Source organism: Haemophilus haemolyticus M19501 (assembly GCF_000222025.1).
In the GTDB taxonomy this organism is placed as follows: domain Bacteria; phylum Pseudomonadota; class Gammaproteobacteria; order Enterobacterales; family Pasteurellaceae; genus Haemophilus; species Haemophilus haemolyticus_G.
The window spans coordinates 85726-108846 of sequence record NZ_AFQO01000003.1; the positions used below are offsets into that span (position 1 = coordinate 85726).

General features: G+C 38.4%; 21 protein-coding genes and 4 tRNA genes. 7 read left to right on the forward strand and 18 right to left on the reverse strand.

The genetic code is table 11. The annotated features are described in order from the left end of the window. Positions 1-120: 120 nt before the first annotated feature. Positions 121-2493 carry a YadA-like family protein gene (locus tag GG9_RS07535; RefSeq protein ID WP_005630155.1) on the forward strand — a complete coding sequence of 791 codons (2373 nt, stop codon included), beginning with the start codon at positions 121-123 and terminating at the stop codon, positions 2491-2493. 86 nt (positions 2494-2579) lie between these two features. On the opposite strand, the gene GG9_RS07530 is transcribed toward GG9_RS07535, so the two are convergent. Beyond that, a complete protein-coding gene (locus GG9_RS07530) occupies positions 2580-3896 on the reverse strand; it encodes an NCS2 family permease (protein ID WP_005630157.1) in 1317 nt (438 codons plus the stop codon). Positions 3897-4129: 233 nt separating this feature from the next. On the opposite strand from GG9_RS07530, the gene GG9_RS07525 reads away from it, so the two are divergent. Further along, entirely contained in the window at positions 4130-4660 is a 531-nt protein-coding gene (locus tag GG9_RS07525; RefSeq protein ID WP_005630160.1) for an inorganic diphosphatase, read from the forward strand. Positions 4661-4783: 123 nt separating this feature from the next. On the opposite strand, the gene GG9_RS0108465 is transcribed toward GG9_RS07525, so the two are convergent. The 4 genes from GG9_RS0108465 to GG9_RS0108480 all read right to left on the reverse strand — a co-directional run bounded on the left by GG9_RS0108465 (position 4784) and on the right by GG9_RS0108480 (position 5148). Then, positions 4784-4859: transfer RNA gene (locus GG9_RS0108465), tRNA-Lys, on the reverse strand. A gap of 19 nt (positions 4860-4878) precedes the next feature. Then, positions 4879-4965: transfer RNA gene (locus tag GG9_RS0108470), tRNA-Leu, on the reverse strand. A gap of 27 nt (positions 4966-4992) precedes the next feature. Next, positions 4993-5066 (reverse strand) — tRNA-Cys (locus GG9_RS0108475). A 6-nt stretch (positions 5067-5072) separates the two neighbouring features. Then, a tRNA-Gly gene (locus tag GG9_RS0108480) sits at positions 5073-5148 on the reverse strand. Between the two features lie 245 nt (positions 5149-5393). On the opposite strand from GG9_RS0108480, the gene GG9_RS07520 reads away from it, so the two are divergent. The 3 genes from GG9_RS07520 to trxA all read left to right on the forward strand — a co-directional run bounded on the left by GG9_RS07520 (position 5394) and on the right by trxA (position 7954). After that, positions 5394-6503: a methionine biosynthesis PLP-dependent protein gene (locus GG9_RS07520; protein WP_032825027.1), complete on the forward strand. Its 1110-nt coding sequence runs from the start codon at positions 5394-5396 to the stop codon at positions 6501-6503. Positions 6504-6515: 12 nt separating this feature from the next. Further along, on the forward strand, positions 6516-7511 hold the full coding sequence (locus tag GG9_RS07515; RefSeq protein WP_005634049.1) for a 2-hydroxyacid dehydrogenase: 996 nt from the start codon (positions 6516-6518) through the stop codon (positions 7509-7511). 119 nt (positions 7512-7630) lie between these two features. Next, positions 7631-7954: a thioredoxin gene (trxA, locus tag GG9_RS07510; RefSeq protein ID WP_005627940.1), complete on the forward strand. Its 324-nt coding sequence runs from the start codon at positions 7631-7633 to the stop codon at positions 7952-7954. Positions 7955-8054: 100 nt separating this feature from the next. On the opposite strand, the gene GG9_RS07505 is transcribed toward trxA, so the two are convergent. From GG9_RS07505 to GG9_RS07480, 6 genes are all read right to left on the reverse strand, one after another. Further along, a complete protein-coding gene (locus GG9_RS07505) occupies positions 8055-8519 on the reverse strand; it encodes an OsmC family protein (RefSeq protein ID WP_005630166.1) in 465 nt (154 codons plus the stop codon). Further along, positions 8512-9681, reverse strand: a complete 1170-nt coding sequence (locus tag GG9_RS07500; RefSeq protein WP_005630168.1) for a cobalamin-independent methionine synthase II family protein — start codon at positions 9679-9681, stop codon at positions 8512-8514. The genes GG9_RS07505 and GG9_RS07500 overlap by 8 nt, the downstream gene beginning before the upstream one ends. A gap of 53 nt (positions 9682-9734) precedes the next feature. Next, positions 9735-10541, reverse strand: coding sequence for a phosphate/phosphite/phosphonate ABC transporter substrate-binding protein (locus tag GG9_RS07495; protein WP_005630170.1), 807 nt, complete (start codon positions 10539-10541; stop codon positions 9735-9737). Between the two features lie 13 nt (positions 10542-10554). After that, the gene (locus GG9_RS07490; RefSeq protein WP_005630172.1) at positions 10555-11682 is read right to left on the reverse strand and encodes an acyl-CoA dehydrogenase family protein; all 1128 of its coding nucleotides are present in this window, start codon (positions 11680-11682) and stop codon (positions 10555-10557) included. Positions 11683-11793: 111 nt separating this feature from the next. Then, positions 11794-12582 (reverse strand): TatD family hydrolase, encoded by a 789-nt coding sequence (locus GG9_RS07485; RefSeq protein WP_005630174.1) that lies wholly within the window; start codon positions 12580-12582, stop codon positions 11794-11796. A gap of 53 nt (positions 12583-12635) precedes the next feature. Further along, positions 12636-13145 (reverse strand): peptidylprolyl isomerase, encoded by a 510-nt coding sequence (locus GG9_RS07480; protein ID WP_005630177.1) that lies wholly within the window; start codon positions 13143-13145, stop codon positions 12636-12638. Between the two features lie 102 nt (positions 13146-13247). Between GG9_RS07480 and cysS the strand changes: the two genes are divergently transcribed. Next, positions 13248-14627: a cysteine--tRNA ligase gene (gene cysS / locus GG9_RS07475; RefSeq protein WP_005630180.1), complete on the forward strand. Its 1380-nt coding sequence runs from the start codon at positions 13248-13250 to the stop codon at positions 14625-14627. Positions 14628-14701: 74 nt separating this feature from the next. On the opposite strand, the gene GG9_RS07470 is transcribed toward cysS, so the two are convergent. The 3 genes from GG9_RS07470 to nrdD form a co-directional block, all read right to left on the reverse strand. After that, complete coding sequence (locus tag GG9_RS07470) at positions 14702-15568, reverse strand: ferritin-like domain-containing protein (RefSeq protein ID WP_005630183.1); 867 nt, start codon at positions 15566-15568, stop codon at positions 14702-14704. 10 nt (positions 15569-15578) lie between these two features. Next, positions 15579-16439 carry an acyl-CoA thioesterase II gene (gene tesB, locus GG9_RS07465; protein WP_005630185.1) on the reverse strand — a complete coding sequence of 287 codons (861 nt, stop codon included), beginning with the start codon at positions 16437-16439 and terminating at the stop codon, positions 15579-15581. Positions 16440-16557: 118 nt separating this feature from the next. Continuing rightward, a complete protein-coding gene (gene nrdD / locus GG9_RS07460) occupies positions 16558-18681 on the reverse strand; it encodes an anaerobic ribonucleoside-triphosphate reductase (RefSeq protein WP_005630187.1) in 2124 nt (707 codons plus the stop codon). Positions 18682-18909: 228 nt separating this feature from the next. Here nrdD and GG9_RS09680 point away from each other — a divergent pair, with 228 nt between their 5' ends. Beyond that, positions 18910-19005, forward strand: a complete 96-nt coding sequence (locus GG9_RS09680; RefSeq protein WP_237702617.1) for a DUF1016 domain-containing protein — start codon at positions 18910-18912, stop codon at positions 19003-19005. A gap of 286 nt (positions 19006-19291) precedes the next feature. On the opposite strand, the gene GG9_RS07455 is transcribed toward GG9_RS09680, so the two are convergent. From GG9_RS07455 to GG9_RS07440, 4 genes are read right to left on the reverse strand one after another with little or no spacing between them, the layout of a single operon-like run. Continuing rightward, positions 19292-19552, reverse strand: coding sequence for a hypothetical protein (locus GG9_RS07455; protein ID WP_005630189.1), 261 nt, complete (start codon positions 19550-19552; stop codon positions 19292-19294). Positions 19553-19564: 12 nt separating this feature from the next. Then, a complete protein-coding gene (locus GG9_RS07450) occupies positions 19565-20617 on the reverse strand; it encodes a WG repeat-containing protein (RefSeq protein ID WP_005630191.1) in 1053 nt (350 codons plus the stop codon). Then, complete coding sequence (locus GG9_RS07445) at positions 20618-21970, reverse strand: hypothetical protein (RefSeq protein WP_005630193.1); 1353 nt, start codon at positions 21968-21970, stop codon at positions 20618-20620. Continuing rightward, on the reverse strand, positions 21970-23118 hold the full coding sequence (locus GG9_RS07440; protein WP_005630195.1) for a TRAFAC clade GTPase domain-containing protein: 1149 nt from the start codon (positions 23116-23118) through the stop codon (positions 21970-21972). The genes GG9_RS07445 and GG9_RS07440 overlap by 1 nt, the downstream gene beginning before the upstream one ends. Positions 23119-23121: the final 3 nt, after the last annotated feature.

The following is a 23121-nucleotide window of genomic DNA, read 5'->3' on the forward strand; positions in this document are numbered from 1 at the left end:
CCATTTATTCCCCATTAAACATTAACAAACATAATAAGGAGTCTATATGAATACCAATTGGCGGAAAAACAAACGAATAAGTAAAAATATTTTTACATTATTCAAATCTAAATCAAAACATTGCACTCAAGAACTTTCTTATACATCATCTGCCTGCCTGCCTGCCTGCCTGCCTGCCTGCCTGCCTGCCTGCCTGCCTTAACAGTATCCTCCGTTCTCTTATTTTCAGCAAATAGTTTTGCACAAGATCCATCAACCGATCAATCTGCTAAAGTCCAAGAATTAGAAAAGCAAATAGCGAATTTAAAAACGCAAATTGAAACTGCATCTAATCTCTCTGAAACATTAAAAACAGAAATAAATAGTTTAAAAGAAAAGAAACTTAATCATATTAATTTAGAGAATGATAATGTGCTATTAGGCACTCCGCCAGCAGCAGTTAAAGGAAAGAAAGCGACGGCAATTGGACATGGTGCTCAAGCCGTTGCTGACCGTGCTACTGCGGTGGGAGATTCTGCAAGAGCTAGAGGAGCTGGGAGTTCGGCAATTGGATATAATACACTCGCCACGAAAGACAGTGCTGTTGCTTTGGGAAATCAAGCAACAGCTGAGGGTAATAGCTCGGTTGCGGTAGGGCATGGTTCTGAAGCTAAAGGAGATAAATCCACGGCATTAGGCTCAGCTTCCCACGCGCTAGGAGAGCTAACAATTGCTATAGGTTCTAATGCACGGGCAAATAATAAAAGTTCTATTGCTGTAGGGGAAGATGCTTTCGTTTCGGGAGATCGTTCTGTTGGTATAGGATATAACACGAAAATATTTGGTGATCAGTCTTATGTATTTGGAATGTCAGCTCGTGTTGGACAATATAATGCTAGAAGTAATAATTCTTTTGCATTAGGAAATTTAGCCTATGTTGGGGCACCACAAACTGATATTAATAATTCGGGATATCCATCTCAAGGAAGAAAGATTTTGCCTGAATATGAAATTATGATACCCAAAAGTACAGAAAAATATGACAGATCTATGGCAATAGGTGTTCGAGCCAAATCGTTTGGAGCTAATAATCTTGCTTTGGGACAAGCGGCTGAAGCTCACGGGGATTATTCAATGGCATTAGGCTCTGCTTCAACTTCACACGGTTTTTCTTCTATAGCAATAGGGAGAGAATCTGAGACTAATGAAAGATATGCAACGGCATTAGGCACATTTGCGGCTGCCAAGGCTGAATCATCGTTAGCATTAGGCAAACTGACAGTTGCAGATAAAACGGATGCGGTTGCATTGGGGAGTTATTCAAAAACTAACGTTGATGCGGGGGTATTTGGTTATGATCCTCTTGGAAAAACAAGCCCTGATGATTTATTGGTGGGGAATACGCCAGAAGAAACCAGTAAACTGAAAGAAGCCTATGAAAATTTTTCAAACGAAGAAAAGGATGTGAAAACCGTAAAAGATGCAGAAGATGCAATGCGTGTAGAAGTTGAAAAACGTAATGATCTTTTAGTCAAATGGGATAAAAATGAAGCCAATCTTAAAGAGGTTAAGGAAAAGTTAAAAACAGAAAAAAATGATGATAAAAAAGCTGAATTACAGCAAAAAGAAGCAGAATTTGAGCAAACTAAAAATCAGTTAAAAAGTGATTATGCTGCGCAAGCCCCTGATTATGAAGCAAAAAAAGAAGCTTTAAAAAATGCTCAAAATCAACTTCAAGCGGACAGAAAATTAGTTGGTAAAAAAATTGGTGCGTGGCAATCTACGGCGGCGGCAGTTTCTGTAGGGGATGCCGATAACGGTATTACTCGCCAAATTACCAATGTTGCCGCAGGTCGTGAAGATACTGACGCGGTAAATGTGGCACAGTTGAAAGCTTTGGAAAAAGCCCAAAAAGAAATTTCTGGGAAGATAAATCAAAATGATCAAACTATGCAACAACTTGATCGCAATGTCCAAACAAATACCCAAAGTATTCAATCGCTTGATCGCAATGTTCAAACAAATACCCAAAGCATTCAATCGCTTGATCGCAATGTTCAAACAAATACCAAAAGTATTCAATCGCTTGATCGCAATGTTCAAACAAATAGCCAAAGCATTCAATCGCTTGATCGTAATGTTCAAACAAATACCCAAAGTATTCAATCGCTTGATCGTAATGTTCAAACAAATACCCAAAGTATTCAATCGCTTGATCGCAATGTTCAAACAAATACCCAAAGTATTCAATCGCTTAATCGTAATGTTCAGAAAATAGATAAAGATTTACGTGCGGGTATTGCTGGAGCAATGGCTATTGGTGGGTTATATCAGGCTTCAGTTGCGGGAACAAAGACAATCTCAGCGAGCGTAGGGAGCTTTAAAAGTCAAAATGCGGTGGCGGTAGGCTATTCACGTTTATCTGATAAAGGAGCAATAGGCGTAAAATTTAATGCTTCATTAACATCCACTGGCGATGCTGGCGTTAGTGCAGGTATTGGATATACTTGGTAGTACACATTAAAAAGTGCGGTGAAATTTTATCGCACTTTTGTGATTAAAATTAAGGGGAATGCTTTTCCCCTTTCTTATTTCTGTTACTAAATCGCCCAACCGCCTGCATAGAATGCAACGAGTACGATTGCAATAATCAATGTACCTGCATTTAAGCGTTTAATATCGCCACTCACGATTCTTCCAATCACTAATGCTGCAAAACCTAACATAATACCTGTTACGATGTTGGCGGTAAGCACGATAAATACTGCGCAGATTAATCCGCTCATCGCACCAACGAAATCATCGAAATCTAATTTGCTTACATTGCTTAACATTAATAAACCAACGTACATTAATGCTGGGGCTGTGGCGTATCCAGGCACTAAGAAAGCTAATGGTTGGAAGAAAAGCATTAATAGGAATAACACCCCAACAACGATTGCAGTAATACCGGTTTTACCGCCTGCTGCTGTTCCTGCTGCTGACTCAATATAAACGGCAGCTGGTGCTGTACCGAATAAGCCTGAGAATAAGCTACTGATTGAGTCTGAAGTTAGGGCTTTACCGCCATTGATAATTTGACCGTCTTTATCAAGTAAGTCTGCTTGACCTGCAACTGCGCGAATAGTGCCCGTTGCATCAAATACGGCTGTCATCACTAAAGCAAATACGACAGGTAAGATTGCGGGTTGTAGTGCGCCCATAAAGTCTAATTGTAAGAAGAGAGAATTTTCACCAAAGGTTGGCATTTTGAAAATCTCTCCGCCAAATTTTACATTTGGATCAAAAATTAAACCTACGATAGTAATAGCAACGATTACCCATAAAATACCGCCTTTAATTTTCATTTTTTCAAGGCCGATAATGAGCGCCAAACCAATTAAGGACATCATGACTGGAAATGAGGTGAAATCGCCTAATTTTACTGGCAAGCCAGCTTGGTTGCTGACGACTAAACCAACGCCGTTTGCCGCAATTAAAAGTAAAAAGAGTCCGATACCAATGCCTGCTCCGTGAGCGATACTAGATGGTAAATTACGTAAGATCCATGCACGGATACCTGTGGCAGAAATTAAGGTAAACACAACCCCCATTAAGAATACTGCGCCTAGCGCAACAGGAATGGCGACCTTTTGACCGATTACTAAGCTAAATGCAGTGAAAGCTGTAAGAGAAATTGCACAACCAATTGCCATTGGTGCATTTGCCCATAAGCCGATTAAGATAGAGCCTAATCCTGCAACTAAACAGGTGGCAATAAAGACAGATTCCGCAGGAAAACCTGCAGCACCTAGCATATTGGGTACCACGATGACAGAATAAACCATTGCTAAGAACGTGGTTAAACCCGCGATAATTTCTTGACGAACAGTTGAGCCACGTTGCTTGAGCTCAAATGTTTTTTCTAAAGTTGGCATAGTGTTCCTTAAAGTTGAGTGAAAAATTGAAGTGAATAAGGTACGCTATTTTACATCATAAAAATGAGAAGTAAACGTTTGCGTGAGTTTTGTTTAGGATAAAGTGCGGTCAAAATTATGAATAGTTATGACATAATCTATTTGCTGATTTTCTCTACAAATGAGACTGCGAGTCAGCAGAAAAACTGCTATACTTGTCGCGTTTTTTAACTTGATAAAATGAAGGAAACAAAATGGCTGATTTTAATCAAATTTTAACGCCAGGCGATGTAGATGCTGGCATTATTAATGTAGTAAATGAAATTCCAGAAGGTAGCTGCCATAAAATCGAATGGAACCGTAAAGTTGCGGCATTCCAATTAGATCGTGTTGAGCCAGCAATTTTTGCAAAACCAACTAACTATGGTTTCATTCCACAAACTTTAGATGAAGATGGCGATGAGTTAGATGTGTTATTAATCACTCGCCAACCATTAGCAACAGGTGTATTCCTTGAAGCTAAAGTAATTGGTGTTATGAAATTTGTTGATGATGGCGAAGTGGATGACAAAATCGTTTGTGTTCCTGCAGATGATCGTGATACAGGAAATGCTTACAATTCATTAGCAGATTTACCAGCAAACTTAATTAAACAAATTGAGTTCCATTTCAATAACTATAAAGCGCTTAAGAAACCTGGTTCAACGAAAGTAACTCATTGGGGCGATGTAGAAGAAGCGAAAGAAGTGATTCGTGAGTCTATTAAACGTTGGAATGAGCGTTAATTAATAAGCACATTTGATTGTAAAAGTCCCTGATTCTTTGAGTCGGGGATTTTTTTATAGTAAATTTCAGGAATTTAGATAATAAAAAAAACACCTTTCAGTGCTCGGTTTATTTTTAATAAGTGGTGGGTCGTGAAGGATTCGAACCTTCGACCAACGGATTAAAAGTCCGCTGCTCTACCGACTGAGCTAACGACCCACTAATATCATTTTCGAAATGGTGCCCGAAGCCAGACTTGAACTGGCACGCCTCGAAAGGCGAGGGATTTTAAATCCCTTGTGTCTACCGATTCCACCACTCGGGCATATAGACAACTAACATTTGCGTATTATGGAGGCGTGTCCCGGAGTCGAACCGAGCTACATGGATTTGCAATCCAGTGCATAACCGCTTTGCTAACACGCCACGAATTGGAGCGGGAAACGAGGCTCGAACTCGCGACCCCGACCTTGGCAAGGTCGTGCTCTACCAACTGAGCTATTCCCGCATTCGCTGTTAGTGGTGCGCATTTTACGGAAATTCAGATAACTGTCAATTACAGATTTAAAAAAATTATCCAACCGTTTAAAAAAAGTTCATTTTGTTCAAATAAATCACAGAAAATGATGGAAAAATGGAATTTTATGTAATTTTCTAATTTCTACTTTTATCACTTTTTCCTTTGTGCCAAAATGCTAAACGTTTTTAGCACGTAAAGTGCGGTTGATTTTTTCATTATTTTTAGAGGATGTTATGACACAACAATATGCTATCGATACTTTATTAGCTCAAGCTGGCAATCGCAGTGATGAGCGTACGGGCGCGGTTTCTGCACCAATTTTTCTTTCTACGGCTTATGGTCATTGTGGTATCGGTGAAAGTACGGGATTTGATTACACACGTACCAAAAATCCAACTCGCACAGTATTAGAAGAAACGATAGCTAAATTAGAGAATGGAGATCGTGGTTTTGCGTTTTCTTCTGGTATGGCTGCAATTCAAGTTTTGATGACGCTTTTTACCGCCCCAGATGAATGGATTGTTTCTAGCGATGTGTATGGTGGTACTTATCGATTATTAGATTTTTCTTATAAAAATAACAATAGTGTAAAACCTGTTTATGTTAATACAGCATCTGCTTCAGAAATTGAGGCTGCCATTAACCCAAATACGAAAGCGATTTTTATTGAAACCCCATCAAATCCTTTAATGGAAGAATGTGATGTGGTTGAAATTGCAAAACTTGCGAAAAAACATAACTTAATGTTGATCGTGGATAATACGTTTCTAACGCCTGTGCTTTCTCGTCCGTTAGATTTAGGTGCGGATGTGGTAATTCACAGTGGAACTAAATATATTGCTGGTCATAATGATGCACTTGTTGGGTTGATTGTTGCGAAAGGACAAGCACTTTGTGATCGCATTGCTTATATTCAAAATGGTGCAGGTGCGGTGCTTTCTCCTTTTGATTCTTGGCTGACTATTCGCGGTATGAAGACCCTTTCTTTGCGTATGAAACGCCATCAAGAAAATGCACAAGCTATTGCGGAATTTTTAAGCGCTCAACCACAAGTGGAATCGGTGCTTTATCCAAATAAAGGTGGGATGTTGTCTTTCCGTTTGCAAGATGAAGATTGGGTTAATACGTTCTTAAAATCCATCAAATTGATTACTTTTGCAGAAAGTCTAGGCGGCACAGAAAGTTTTATTACTTATCCTGCCACTCAAACTCATATGGATATTCCAGAATCCGAGCGTGTAGCTCGTGGGATTACTAATACCTTGTTGCGTTTTTCAGTCGGTATTGAAAATGTAGAAGATATTAAAGCAGACTTATTACAGGCTTTTGCAAACTTAAAATAATTGGAGCAAACCATGAAAATTGCAATCTATAGCACTAAAAGCTATGACCGAAAATATATTGAGCTCATTAACGCGAAATATAATTTCGATTTAGAATTTTTTGATTTTATGTTGAACGAGAGCACCGCACGTTTGGCAGAGCATTGCGAAGTAGTATGTATTTTCGTGAATGATAATGGTAGCCGAAAAGTATTAGAAAAATTAGCCGCACTTGGCGTGAAAATCGTGGCTTTGCGCTGTGCGGGTTTCAATAATGTTGATTTAAAAGCCGCTCAAGAATTGGGCATTCAAGTTGTACGAGTTCCCGCTTATTCGCCTGAAGCAGTGGCAGAACATACCATTGGTTTGATGATGACACTGAACCGTCGAATTCATCGTGCTTATCAGCGTACCCGAGAAGCGAATTTCTCTCTTGAGGGGTTAATTGGTTTCAATATGCACGGACGCACGGTTGGCGTAATCGGAACAGGTAAAATTGGGATTGCGGTGATGCGAATTTTGAAAGGTTTTGGCATGAATATCTTGGCGTACGATCCTTTCAAAAATCCAGTGGTAGAAGAACTGGGTGGACAATACGTTGAATTGGATGAACTTTATGCTAAATCTCATGTGATTACGCTCCATTGCCCAGCAACGCCAGAAAACTATCATTTATTAAATCGCGAGGCTTTTGCCAAAATGAAAGATGGCGTAATGATCGTTAATACGAGTCGTGGCTCTTTGATTGATACTCAAGCCGCAATTGATGCGTTAAAACAGCGCAAAATCGGGGCGTTAGGTATGGATGTGTATGAGAATGAACGTGATTTGTTCTTTGAAGATAAGTCTAATGAAGTCATTCAAGATGATATTTTCCGCCGTTTATCTTCTTGCCATAATGTATTGCTGACAGGTCACCAAGCGTTTTTAACCGAAGAGGCACTAACCAATATTGCGGATGTGACTTTATCAAATGTTTATAAATTGAAATCGGGCAAAGTGTGTGAAAATATTGTTTTGCCGTCTTAGCTTTTGGCAATTAAAACGATTAGTTTACATTTTTTAAAACGGTGTTATTCTGCACCGCACTTGTAAGTTTAAAAAAAGCCCTTATATAGGGATTCCATTCACAAAATAAGGAAAACAAAATGAGCGAAGTATTACACATTAATGACGCAGATTTTGAAAGTGTTGTAGTTAATTCAGATATCCCCGTTTTATTAGACTTTTGGGCACCTTGGTGTGGTCCTTGCAAAATGATTGCTCCAGTGTTAGATGAACTTGCGCCTGAATTTGCTGGTAAAGTTAAAATCGTGAAAATGAATGTGGATGATAACCAAGCAACCCCAGCACAATTTGGTGTTCGTAGTATCCCAACATTATTATTGATTAAAAATGGTCAAGTTGTTGCAACTCAAGTTGGTGCATTACCAAAAACTCAATTGGCTAACTTCATTAACCAACATATTTAATCGTTGCTTAAAGCTATAAGTAACTTTAGCGCATTGATAAGATTGCCCCTTAATGGGGCAATTTTTTTGTCTAAAATTTTGATGAACGAGCTGATGAGAATCAAAGTACTTGCTCAAATTCTATATTTAAAGGAAAGGCTTTGGTTATCGTGTTGTAAATAAAACAACAGCGTAATGCATTTTGTGTGAGTTGTGTGAAGGTTTCATCGGTTAAATCTGATGAAATAAAAATTTTAATTTTTCCGTCATTAATGACAGGCTGCTCACTATAGCCGCGAACGCCAAGTAGGGTTAAAGGATTGGCTAGGTTGAGCCAAATTTTTCCTTCCATTTCTACAATATCGGCACGTTGTTGAGCAAAATGTGCTTTTACACTGCTCAAAATGCCACCTAAAATAGAAACAGCAAAATAATCCACCGCACTTTTTTGTAACGATTGGTTATCGAAATTGACTTGTGAATAGAGCGAAATGCTGTCATTCGGTGTGAATAATTTAATTTCTTCTCCGCGTAATACGGCTCGATATTTAGCGGTAAAACATTCACTTTCGGGTACGTTATACATAACGTTCCCTCAATATTGATTTTGCTTCATTTAATACCTTAAGTTTGGCTTCAATAATGTCAAATCCATTTAAAGGGCGGTTAGAAAAAGTGGCAAATCCACAATCTGGATTTAGCCAAATTTGCTCTGGTGGAAGATAATTTAAGGCTTTTTCTGCTCGTTGAACAATCTGATCTATGGTTTCTACCTCATCAGAACGAGGATTGATGACGCCTAAGCCTAAAATACATTTTTGTCTTAAGATTTCACTTTCTAATAACGAACTTAATTCTCCCGCTCTTGGCGTAGAAAATTCGAGCATTAAAATATCAGGTAATGCCGATTCAAATAAATCCACTAATGATGTATAGGGCCCGTGCAGTAATACGCTTTCATCTTTGCTCCAGTTGCCACGGCATACATGTAGTGCGGTTTTGATATTTTTATTTCTTGCATACTCAAAGATTTGAGTAATTAAACTTTTTGCAAAATGTAGTTCCGCAGCAAAATCTTGTTTTTCGCTTAACGCCGCACACATAAATGAACGTGTTTGATGATGGCTAAAAATAACTTCTGTCAAAACAGGCTCATCAAATTGAACTACGCTTACGCCTAGCTCACACAAATGATCAATTTCTTGCTTTAAGATAGCGACAACATCTTTTGCCATTTCTTCTTTTGATGAATAATGTTGCCCTGACACAGGCGAAAGCCACATGGAGCGAGCCATTAAGTAAGGTCCTGGCAAGGTTGCTTTAATTGGCTGCTTAGTTAGATTTTTCAGTAGTAGCATCTCATCTGCTACCAAAGATTGTTTGTAGCTAATTTTTCCCACGCAAATAGCATTTTTTATGGAAAGTGCGGGAACATCCAAGGTTTCTAGCATTGACTCAAAAATTTGCTTTTCTTTAATGTGATCGAGCATTTCACTCATGCTCATTAAGGTCGCGCCTTGAATTTTTTGTGCAATAAAAGAAAGGTAATTGTCGCGAAGTAATTCGCCACTCGTGATGATATCAATGCCAGTTCGTTGTTGAAGTTCGACAATTTGTTTTGTTTCTTGAATAACCAGTTGATTAAGTTCTGCTGTGGTTATTTTTCCGAGTGCATGTTTTTTACGCGCCATTAAAAGTGCTTGGCTGCGAGGCATAGAGCCTAAAAGGGAAGTAGTGAAAGGTTTCATAGAAAATCCACAATGATGGGCGTTTATTACACGCCCATCATGACATATTGATCTTAAAAGAATTTTAAATATTCATTGGCAGCTTGTAATTGACCAAAACCTTTTGTTCTGCCTGCAACCCAACGTTTTAATCCTTCCAAATCCATCATTTCTTTATGTTCTGGATTGTTGTAATCCATTTTGAACAAGGTTTCGGTGAATGCATTGAATTTGGTTTCATCTAATCCCACGCGTCCACTGAAAATACAATGGTCAAATGATGGTGTTTTTGCAAGTACTCGAACTGTTGCAGGATCGAGCGTGCCATCTTTTGTCCAACGTTCAAAGTTGAAATCTAACATCCATGTTGCCGCGACTTGGCGATCTTTTAATGCATTGGCTGCATCTAATTCACCGCCTACATGATCACCGTGCAAACCAACACCCACATCAAAGCGTTTTTCTACATAATCTTGACCAAATTCCAAGCCATGTTGATGTAAAAACTCGATAGGAATTAACCGCGCTTGTGGTGAATCAATTGCACCAAAAGCAATAGTTTTATTTTTTAAATCTTCAATCGATTGGATAGTTGGATCATTAACAACCAAATAGCTTTGACGATCTTGGTCGGTATCACGCATGGCACCATTTAAGGTTTTACCACCACTACGTAAGTAACCATCTAACCAAGCTAGAGGAGAGTTCCACGCTACATCAATTTCATTATTGAGTAACGCATCAACTTGTCCTTTGTAGTCTTTGAAATACACGGGTTCAATAGGGAAGCCCTCTTTTTCGAAAAAGTCTGCAATAATGCCCCAAATAACCGTCACTTGTGGAGCGTAGATTACCGCCCCGATTTTTAATTTCTCACTCATTTTTTACCGCACTTTATGGAATTTGTTGTCCTGTAATAGCTTTACCTAACCAAATATTTAGCACATCGACACTTGGCGCCATCACTTGGCTTGCTAATGCATCGCGTAAATAGCGTTCCATAGGCCCCATTTTGTTATAAGCTTTGCCACCGCCAATACGCATACCAATTTGAGCAAGAGTAATCGCATTTTCACTTGCAAGAATACGGGCAGCTAATAATTTAGCCAAGGCATCAGTATCCCCTTCTGTGGCTGCACGAGCCGCATCTCGCGTAGCACATACAGCAGCGTTTGTATTTGCATAGATTTTAGCTAAGTGAATTTGCACGGTTTCGATTTCAGCTAATGCAGTGCCAGATGTGTATTTACGCTGTGTTGAATGTTTAATTGCCTCAGTAAGTACGGCTTTACAGACGCCGCTATAGACAGCAGCCAAACCACAAATAAAGGCTGGCGCAATGCCACTAAATACTTGTTCTGCACCTGCGCCAACTTCGCCAATACGCCAGCTACGATCTAATGGCATATCGGTCATTCGCATAAAGCAAGAGACATTGCTACGCATACCTAAGCCATTCCAGCTATCGGCTTCAAAAGTTAAGCCTTGAGTACCAAGTGGAAGCACCCAGTTATCAATAGTTTCACCATTTTCCGAAGGCAAAAGCGCTAAATAATAAGAGGCATAATTGCCCGATGTCACCATGGATTTTAAGCCATTGAATACTGCATGTTCAGCATTAAATTGTGCGGTTGCATCGGTAATATAGAAGTGAGTCCCCGTGCCTAATTCACTATAGGCGAGTGCGGCAAAGGTTTGATTTTGAACAATATCAGAAAAGATTTTTTGTTTGAGTTGATCGCTGCCGAATAGATTTAAACAATTCACTGCAACGTTACTCATCATGTAACAGAGACCAGCAGAGGCTGAACTTTCAGCTAATGCCATACAGACTTCAGCGTGTTCTTTTAGGGTTAATCCCATTCCGCCGTATTCTTTTGGAATTAAAAGTGAAAACCAACCAGCTTTACCTAATTCCTTAAATGCCTGAATAGGAAATTCTTTTTTTTGATCGAGTTCGTCGGCGTAAGGCTCAATAAACTGTTCCGCTAACTTTCTCACCTGAGTATAGATTTGCGACATAATATATCCTTATTGTGTGTTGAGAAAAACTTTCTACGAGGCGGATATTATTATGCTCAGTTTCTTTTTTCTAGTATTTAATTCAAAATAATTTCAGTAATGTGACGTGGATCAAGAAAAAATCTGGCAAGCATTTTCCCATGTAACTTTTTTAATCAATTCAGCAGGTTCATTTCTTAAGGCGCAAAGAGCTTTAAAACTTTCCACAATACGTTCTGGTCGATTAGGTTGGCCTTGAAAACCAAATACAGGCATATCTGGACTGTCTGTTTCCAACACTAAGGCATCAAGCGGCAACTTCGCGATTGCTTGACGAGTTTTATTGGCGCGTTCATAAGTGATAGTGCCGCCAACCCCGATTTTATAACCTAAATCAACAAAGCGTTTTGCTTGATCGTAGCTTCCTGAAAAACCGTGTACCACGCCAAGTTTAGATAATGGAATACGTTTTAAAAAAGTAAAAATTTGATCATGGGTTTTTCGACTGTGAATATTGACCGGTAAATTAAATTGCTTTGCCAAATAAAGTTGGCTTTCAAAAAAATGACATTGTTTTGCCCAAAGTTTATCGGTGAGCAAATCGGGAATTGCGCGTTCCAAACCAATTTCTGCCACCGCCGTGCAATTTGCATCACGATTTTTTAAGGCTTGTTCTAACAGAATTAAATCATTTTCAGCGTGTTCTTTAATATAAAGAGGATGGAGCCCAAGCCCATAGCACAAATTATCAGGAAAAAGTGCGGTCATATTTTGGATTGTTTTAAAATCAGCTTCTTTCACCGCCACAATCAGTATTTTTTGCACATCGGCTTTCTTAGCATTATCAATAAGCTGTGACAACGGCTCCCCAGTAAATTGTTGGAGATAATCGAGATGCGTGTGAGTGTCGAAGAAAGGCATGAGCATTTTCCTTTAGGTCGATAAAAATGGCGGAATTTATCCGCCATTCACCATTATTCTACTGAAACCGATGTAATCACTACATCTTCAGTTGGAACATCTTGATGAAAGCCTTTATTGCCTGTTTTCACTTTTTTGATTTTATCCACAACATCCATACCTTCAACCACTTCACCAAATACCGCATAGCCCCATTCTTGAACGACTTCGCGACCAAACATTTCTTTTGAACGATAATTTAAGAAATCATTGTCTGCCACGTTAATGAAAAATTGTGCTGTCGCTGAATGTGGATCTGACGTGCGTGCCATTGCAATGGTTCCACGTTTGTTACTTAAACGATTGTTCGCTTCATTTTGGATTGGTGCGTTGGTTGCTTTTTCGCGCATACCGCTTTCCATACCACCACCTTGAATCATAAAGCCATCAATAACACGGTGAAAAATTGTGTTATTATAAAAACCTTCTTTGCAGTAATTTAAGAAGTTTTCTGCTGTAACTGGAGCTTTATCAAAATCCAATTTAATTTTAATGTCGCCAAAGTTTGTGTGTAACGTAACCATTTTGTTTTCCTTCTGAAAAATTAAGGGTCGTATTATTCCACAATCGAGGTAAAAGTGCTATAAAAGTGCGGTTTGTTTTTATTTCATTTTACGAGCTTAAAAATGCTAAAAATTTTCAATACCTTAACGAGAGAAAAAGAAATCTTTAAACCTATCCACGAAAATAAAGTGGGAATGTATGTTTGTGGCGTCACTGTTTATGATTTGTGCCATATCGGTCATGGACGCACTTTTGTGTGTTTTGATGTGATTGCTCGTTACTTACGTTCTTTGGGTTACGATTTAACTTATGTGCGCAATATTACGGACGTAGATGACAAAATTATTAAACGTGCGTTAGAAAACAAAGAAACCTGCGATCAACTTGTGGACCGCATGGTGCAAGAAATGTATAAAGATTTTGATGCACTTAATGTCTTACGCCCTGATTTTGAGCCTCGTGCGACTCATCATATTCCAGAAATTATTGAAATTGTGGAAAAATTGATTAAACGCGGACATGCTTATGTTGCGGATAATGGCGATGTGATGTTTGATGTGGAAAGTTTTAAAGAATACGGCAAATTATCTCGTCAAGATCTTGAGCAATTACAAGCTGGTGCACGTATTGAAATCAATGAAATCAAGAAAAATCCAATGGATTTCGTGCTTTGGAAAATGTCGAAAGAAAACGAGCCAAGTTGGGCTTCTCCTTGGGGCGCTGGTCGTCCAGGTTGGCATATTGAATGTTCTGCAATGAACTGCAAACAGCTTGGCGAACATTTTGATATTCACGGTGGTGGCTCTGATTTAATGTTCCCTCACCACGAAAATGAAATCGCGCAATCTTGCTGTGCGCATGGTGGCCAATATGTGAATTATTGGATCCATTCCGGCATGATTATGGTGGATAAAGAAAAAATGTCGAAATCCCTCGGCAATTTCTTCACAATTCGTGATGTATTAAACCACTACAATGCAGAAGCGGTACGTTATTTCTTACTAACGGCACAATATCGTAGCCAACTCAATTACAGTGAAGAAAACTTGAATTTAGCGCAAGGTGCGTTGGAACGTTTATACACGGCTTTACGCGGAACGGATCAAAGTGCGGTTGCTTTTGGCGGAGAAAATTTTGTGGAAGCCTTCCGTGAAGCAATGGATGATGATTTTAATACGCCAAATGCACTTTCTGTTTTATTCGAAATGGCGCGTGAAATTAACAAATTAAAAACAGAAGATGTTGAGAAAGCCAATGGACTTGCCGCGCGTTTGCGTGAATTGGGTGCGATTTTAGGATTACTTCAACAAGAACCGGAGAAATTCTTACAAGCAGGTTCTGACGATGATGAAGTAGCAAAAATTGAAGCGCTGATTAAACAACGCAATGAGGCCCGCGCTGCTAAAGATTGGTCTGCCGCAGATGCAGCGCGTAATGAGCTTACCGTTATGGGTATCGTATTAGAAGATGGGCCGAATGGAACAACTTGGCGTAAGCAATAAATTCAAATGTTAAATTAATTTCATTAAAAAGACTAAGTTCAGAATGTAATAGAACTTAGTCTTTTTATTTTTCATCATTTCTTAATATAGGATTTTAATGTTTGTTCCACTTCATAAATCCAATCCAACTCATGTTGAGTGAAACCCGCTTGAATGCGAGCATCGGTATTAATGACACCTTTAAAAATTACAATACGATATTTGTGTAAAAGCTCTGTAAAGCATTTCATCGCATCCAAACCCCGTTTTTTAGAAAGTGCGTGATACCAATGGTTGCCGATATACACATGGCCAATTTCATCGCACAAAATAATATCTAATATGTTCACTGCGGCAAAATCTTTACGTTGTGCGATTTTTTCTTGCAGAACAGGTGTTGCATCGAGGCCGCGTGCTTCTAATACACGAGGAACTAACGCCATTCGTTCCCAAATATCGTGCGCGGTGGCTTGCGCCATTTCCCATAATCCGGCATGGGCTTCAAAATCACCATATTGATAACCCAATGTTTTCAAATGTTCATTGACTAAGGAAAAATGCGTGCTTTCTTCACGAGCGACACGCAGCCAATCTTTCACAAAAGCCAAACCTTCACCAAGTTCTTCTTGTGCATTACGCCCGAATCGCCAAGCCGCATCTAAGCCTAAATTAATCGCATTAAACTCAATATGTGCGATAGCGTGCAATGTTGCTGCATAGCCTTCTTCTGTGGCAAAAGAACGTTTAGGCACATCTTTCGGTGCAACTAAGAGCGGTTTTTCAGGAAAAGCGGCAATATTATCTTGCGGCACAACTTCGGGAAAATCTTCTAATTTTATCAACTGAATTTGTGGCAGAAGATTATCGTAGAGATCATTAACTAAACGACATTTTTCTTGTGGATTAGCTGTTTTTAGTGCGGTTTCAACTTGTTGCCAAAATAGTGTAATAAGTGCGGTCATTTTTTCTCTCTTATTCGTTAAAACGGATTAAGCCTTCTTGTTGTGTTGTCGCGATTAATTGACCATCTTGCGAGAAAATTTGCCCGCGTGCTAAGCCACGGCCTCCAAAGGCATTATTGCTTTCAATTGCGTGCAAATGCCAGTGATTTAAATCAAACGGACGATGGAACCAAATACTATGATCAATGGTTGCGACTTTCATTCCTTTTTGTAAAAAGCCTTTTTCGTGCGGATGAAGAGCGGTCAAAATACAGTGAAAATCGGAAAAATAAGCCAATAAACATTGCTGAATTTTTATATCAAGCGGTGTTTCACCATTGGTTTTAAACCAAGAATATTGCTCGGCTGGCAATTTTGTCCCATTAAATGGGTTATTCAAATATTTGGTTCTCACCTCAAATGGACGCTCAGCTGCAAATTTTTCATTGAGTGGTTCTGGCAAGGTTTGAGCTACTTTTTGTAGCATCATATTTTCATCTGTAAAGTCTTCAGGCGCGCCAGCATTTGGCATCGTATTTTGATGTTCAAAACCTTTTTCCGGCACTTGGAAAGAAGCAGTTACATGGCAAATGGTATTTTTATGTTGAATGGCTTTTACGCGTAATGCAGAAAAGTTACGCCCTTCACGCAAGGTTTCCACATCGTAAATAATTGGATATTGGCTGTCTCCCGGAGCAAGAAAATAGGCATGACAAGAATGTAAAATGCGATCTTCAGGCGCGACCTGCATTGCTGCTGATAATGCTTGAGCCACAACTTGCCCACCAAATACTTGGCGAAAACCTAAATCTTGGCTTTCACCACGAAAGATTAAATCATCAATTTTTTCAAGTTTAAGAAGATGAATGAGGTTATTGAGAATATCTGACATATTGCTTTCCTTGAGGATAAGAAAAAGTGCGGTTATTTTAGCGGAGATTTTGGGGAATACCAAAGTTGGAAACAAAAAGCACGCATTAAAAAATACGTGCTATTGCTAGAGAATTAAATCAAAGATGTTTAACTCTTCTCTTCACTTCTTCCTGTTTTCCCGCATTAAATGGGCGGGCATCAGGGCTGCCTAGATAGCCACATACGCGGCGAGTGACAGATACTTTTGTGCTATCGTGATTGCCACATTTAGGGCAAACAAAACCTTTACTGGTACATTCAAACTCGCCAGTGAAACCACATTCATAACATTCGTCAATCGGTGTGTTTGTGCCGTAGTAAGGCACGCGATCGTAGCTATAATCCCATACATCTTCCAATGCTTTTAAGTTGTGTTGAATATTTGGATATTCTCCGTAGCAAATAAAACCGCCGCTGGCGAGTGGGGGATATGCCATTTCAAAATCCAGTTTGTCGTAAGGATTCACTTTCTTTTCTACATCTAAGTGGTAACTATTTGTGTAGTAGCCTTTATCCGTGACGCCTTCAATCACGCCAAATTTTTTGGTGTCTAGACGGCAGAATCGGTCGCATAAGTTTTCACTTGGCGTAGAGTAAAGGCTGAAGGCATAGCCTGTTTCTTTTTGCCAGCGTTTCACTGCCTCGCTAAGGTGGCGAACAATCGCAATGCCTTTTTCGCGTAATTGTTCATCATCAAAAATATGCCCTTTGTTATATAGCGCATTAATGGTTTCGTGAATACCGATATAGCCGAGTGAAATAGAGGCGCGTCCATTTTTGAAAATTTGTGCCACATTTTCATCCGCTTTTAACCGCACTCCGCATGCGCCTTCCATATAAAGAATGGGGGCAACGCGCGCTTTGGTATTTTCAAGGCGGGCAATACGTGTCATTAATGCTTTTTTCGCAATAGCTAAACGCTCATCTAAAGTGCGGTAGAAATCTTCTTCGTTTTTAGACTCCAACGCGATACGCGGTAAATTCAAACTCACCACGCCAAGATTATTACGCCCATCGTGAATTTCGTGGCCGTTTTCTTCGTATGCACCTAAAAAGCTACGGCATCCCATAGGGGCTTTAAAAGAGCCTGTGACTTTGACAACCTGATCGTAATTGAGAATATCTGGATACATACGTTTTGATGCACATTCCAATGCGAGTTGTTTAATATCGTAATTCGGATCGCCTTGAGTTTGGTTCAATCCTTTTTTGATGGTGAAAACGAGTTTTGGAAAGACTGGCGTTTTATGATTTTTTCCTAGTCCACGAATACGATTTTTTAAAATAGCTTGCTGAATTAAGCGGGATTGCCAGCTTGTACCTAAACCAAAACCAAAGGTCACAAATGGCGTTTGTCCGTTTGAAGTGTGCAATGTATTTACTTCATATTCTAAAGATTGGAAGGCATCGAAACATTCTTTTTCAATCAATGCTTTTGCATAACCTTCAACATCAGGCACATTCCATTCTTGGGCATGTTTGAGGTGTTTTTCGTAACTGATTTGTACATAAGGGGAAAGTACTTCATCAATGCGATTAATGGTTGTGCCACCGTAAATATGGCTGGCGACTTGGGCGATAATTTGTGCTGTCACTGCTGTTGCGGTGCCAATGGATTTAGGGGGTTCGATTTCCGCATTACCCATTTTGAAACCACGAGAAAGCATCCCTTCTAAATCAACTAACATACAGTTAAACATTGGAAAGAATGGCGCGTAATCTAAATCGTGATAATGAATTTCACCTTTTTCGTGAGCCTCTACCACATCGCGTGGAAGAATATGGTGCTTGGCATAATGTTTTGCCACAATTCCAGCAAGCAAATCACGTTGCGTTGGGATCACTTTCGCGTCTTTATTGGCGTTTTCATTAAGTAATTCTACGTTGCTTTGTTCAATCAAACCTTCAATTTCTTTTGTTAGCTGGCTACGTTTTTCTCGCGCTAAATCACGATCATGACGATATTCGATATACGCACGAGCAACCTCAGGATAACGACTTGCCATCAATTTATCTTCAACGATTTTTTGAATCTGATTAATATCAATCTCGCCTTGATGATGGGTGAAAATCTCATTTCCTACTTCTTGCCCAATTTGGTGGCAATAAAATTCATCGGAAATATTGACCGCACTTGCGGCTTTTTTAATGGCATTGATGATACGTTGAATCTCAAACTCCGCACGAGAATCATCGCGCTTGATGACCCCAAAGTTACTCATGATATAGCTCCAATATATAGTGTTTTTGAAATGCGGACTGCACTATATATAGATCTAAAAAGATAATCAACACATAATATGTAGTGTTTTTAGGGGTTTTATTGCAAGAGAATTTTGTTAAAGATTGATTTTATTAGAAAAATATCAAATTAAGTTGTTGAGAACTTTTCTCAAACATTTTTTGATTTTGTGAGCGAGATCAAAGTTTTTATTTTTTAAATGGAGAGTGTGAACAATAAAATTAATCATATAATTTTTATGCTTGAGCTTGGTAAAGGTTTTGCCCTTGTGTATCGTCAAGGCCATATTCGTAAGGAAACCTGAGATTTTTTTATCGATCTAGTTTTCTATACCCATATTCTGAAATGCTTTGTAACTGTTGAACTGAAAAACTGACTCATCAAGATATTGGGCAGCTGGATATGTATGTGCGAATGTATGATGATTTGAAAAAGCTTCCAAATACTACCCAAACCATTAGTTTGCTGCTTTGCATTGCAAACGGTCGGTGAAGTGGAATTTTTGTTGTTTGATTTGAGATAGTAAGATTTTTTCTAAAAAACACCGCTTGTATTATGCTTACAAGCGGTGGGATTTTAAGAGAAATCAGCTATCTGAATATACGTTTTACATCGCAAGTTTCTCCATTTTGAAAGATAAGTTTGTTATCGTAAGAATATTGCTCGTAAGATAACACTGCTTCATCTCCTCGAGCATATTCATGACAGAATTTAGTTTCAATATAAGTTCCATCAGTAGTACGATACAAATCGGAATCCAATCTTGTTATTTCAACTTTATAAAATTCAGCTATGGCAATGGCAGGAATTGCTAATAAACCTAAACATAATAATTTGTTTTTATAGAACATTTTAATTCTCCATTATTCTTGATAATTAATCCATTGTGCCTGCCTATTGATGTAGCCAGTATGCCCATTGTAAGTAATTTTTGTTACGCCATTTTTAAAAGCACCCCATATAACATTATCTAATGTTGGTGAAATCACCCAAGCTCCGTTTTTATCAATAAAACCCCATTTGCCACCTTGACAGTTGTTACCGTACCCTGTTTCAGAGACAGCAGCTAAGCCTTCGCTGAAATACCATACGCAGGAAAATTTAGGATAAATTTGATACTGGCCATTTGTATTAATATAGCCCCATTTTCCATCCGTTGTTTTCACTGCGGCCAAACCATCATAGAAATCAGCGGCATAAGCCCATTGTGGTTTTATTATGAATTGTCCATCTTGATTGATATGCCCCCACAATGCGCCATCTTGATATTTCGCTAAGTCATAACGGAATTTTTTGCCTTTTGCTCTTGCTTTAATCGCATCGACTTCGGCTTTACGCTGTTTGGCTTCTTCGTTTAAACGTGCTTGTTCTTGTGCTTTTGCTTCAGCATCTAATTTGGCTTTTTCTTGGGCAAGTGTTCTCGCCTTTGCTTCCTCCAAAGCGATTTGCTTTGCTTGAGCTTTTGCTTGTGCTTCTAATTTCGCTTTTTCTAATGCGACTTTGTCAGCTTTATCTTTCTCGTTTTGTTGTTTCATCAACGCACGAGAACGTTCGCAAGCCTTTAATTCGCTTTGTTTGCACCCCTCTTCATAATAGAACGCGGCTTTTTCTAAATCAGTTTGGCTCTCATAAATTTCCCCTAATTTATAGGCGGCTTGTCCATTTTTCTGATTAGCAGATTTTTCTAAAAAAGTGACCGCTTTTTCTCTGTTTCCTTCCTCAAGTAATAAAGTAGCAAAGTTGAATTGTGATTCTGCATCGCCATAATTTGCTGCCTTTTCACAGAAAGAAATTGAAAGAGCACGCATTGCCTCATCATTGATTAAGGTTTTACATTGTTCTGCATTTTCATCAGAGCAAGCAGTTAATAATAGTGGAGAAAGCAAAAGAAATGCTTTTAATTTATTTCGTTTCACTTATTTTCCTCTCTTATTCTTATCTACTTCTAAAGGTAATCTATCAGAAGAGTTTGTTTTAGAACGTAATTCGTTAAGTTTTCCTTCTAATTTAGAATTATTACCTTTTAGTTCAGAAATATAATTTTGTTGATTGGTTATTGTATTGGTTTTCTCTGTTATTTTTGTCTCAAGATCTGAAGATTGAAGTCCCATCCAAATAAGCAATATTGATAAAACAATCACAATAAATCCCAAAATACCTGATAAAATAATCCAACTTGGTTTGGTTACTTTTTGGGGTGGAAGCATCACATTATCCGTTGCAGATTTAATTACAGATGATATTTTTGAACTGAATTCGGTTAGTTTTGTATCTAAACGCTGATCTATTCGTTGATCTATTGCAGGAGAAACTTCCGAAATAATACCCTTTGCAAATTTTGAAAGCTTAATTTGACCTAAACCAGCTAACTCAAGCAGTTTATTTTTTTCTTCCTCAATTTTATTAACTTGTTGTTGGAAGAGAGCTTCTTGCTCTTGAACTTTCTTATTGATAATCTGCTCTTGCTCTTCATTTAAGCGTTTAATTTCATTTATTGCATCCTGATATTTCTTGCTTAACTCTTGAATATAAGAGTGTAAATAATGAATTTCAGATTTATAAGGCGAAACAAAGACATCTAAACTAAATAATTGCGCTGACGAAATCTGTAATCGTTTCATCTTGCGTACTTGTGCAGAAATATGTTCACTTTCTGTAAAGAAAATATCTTTATATTGATAATATAATCCGCTTGCTATCAAGTATTCTGCCACTCTTAACACTTCATCTTTTTGGCAGTGAATAAATAAAAAATCAGATGGAGGTGTTTTAGTAATGCTATTTTTAACTGGTGCAACAAGTTGAATTTTATCTAATGCTTTGGGAGCTTCAAATGTTTTACCTGTAATACTGGTATGATAAGCCTTTTTCTCGTTGTCAATAAAGTGAGTCATTTGATAAATACTTAATTGACGAAGACCAGAAAAAATATCTTTTATGCTGTTAGGCGAAAATGAAGCATTAGCCGTTTCAATAAAGCTACCAAAATAAGTGCCAGCACGGCTTTGCCCTTGCTCATAAATAGAAAAGTATTCCGCAAAGCCCAAAATCGTTGCATTTTGTTCAATACGACTGACTAACGCATATAAAGGCTCGTTATCATCCGATTTAGGAGAAGGCAAACAGCCTCCTAAATCTTGTGCTAACTCAAAAGCTGTTTTGCCTAATTTAAGTTGTTCATCAATTCCATCACTCGTGAATTGGCGACCCGCTGGGGTTCCCACTAATCCCCAGCCTAAGTATTGTTTAAAATTTTGTTCTTGTGCCATTATGCTTTTCCACTAAACCAACGCTTAAATTTGTCCCAACAATTTAGTTCTTTTACGGGTGAAACCCCCATACCTTCTTTATATAACCAATTAAAGAATTTCTCTGGACACTCTTTATCAAATTCCGTTAATAAATCTGAATTGACCGAAAATTTACCCATTCGATAAAAAATAGTTTTATTATTTGGCGATTCATTAAAGAAACTATTTGCAAAAGCTGGAATTTTTTCTAATGCATAAAGCATAGGATCGTAACTATTATGTTCAACCGCCGCCATATCGCCAGCAAAGATTTTATCCGCTTTAGAAAGCAGTAAAGCTTTTGGAAATTGCTTATCTTGACTGCTTTGAATATATTGAATTTTGGTAAAGACTTCGCTCAGTACATTCATTTGTGGAATTTTGCCGTTATCTGATAAGGATTGATCGTAAACAAAGGCAATTTTGGTTTTTACATTTGACTCTAAAATAGCAGTTAAATAATTTGGCAACATACCCGATTTATTTTTATCTCGACTATGGAATGCTTCTTCTGAATGTTCGCCTGAAGCATCTACAAACACGATCTCAATCGGTGGCTTAGATTTATCCGTTGGCGTAAAAGAAATATGCATTTCAAAGTATTGTTTGGTATCAGTACTGGTTAATTTTTTCGTACCAACAATGCCATTAAACCTATCTTGTAATTGATAGAATAATTCTTCTTCACTTTCAGTCGTCCTGTCGGTTTGTAGGTAGACCACGCCACCAATATAATTTTTCATATAGTGAAGTACGCTACCAATAATCCATGTTTTACCCGAAGCTGGGCTACCAAAGAATAAAACATAGTGTTTGTTATCTGCATTTTCATTCAACGCTTTAACACGTTCATGATATTCTTCATCAGATAATTCTTTCACTTCACGTTTATCCAATTTTGCCTGTTTATTGATTGGTGTATGCGTGTAGTTTGAATTAAATTCTGGTAATGGCTCAAAAGTGGCAAATTCATTTTTTTCGATGACAGGTTCTTCCGTTACGAAATCAGGCGGTGGATTTTCTTCCTTAATTTGCAAATCGGCTTTTTCTAAATCAATTGTAGAAGTTGGCTCTTCCGTTGGTTGTTCTATTGTTTGCTCTACGGCTTCAAATGGATTCTTTAACATACC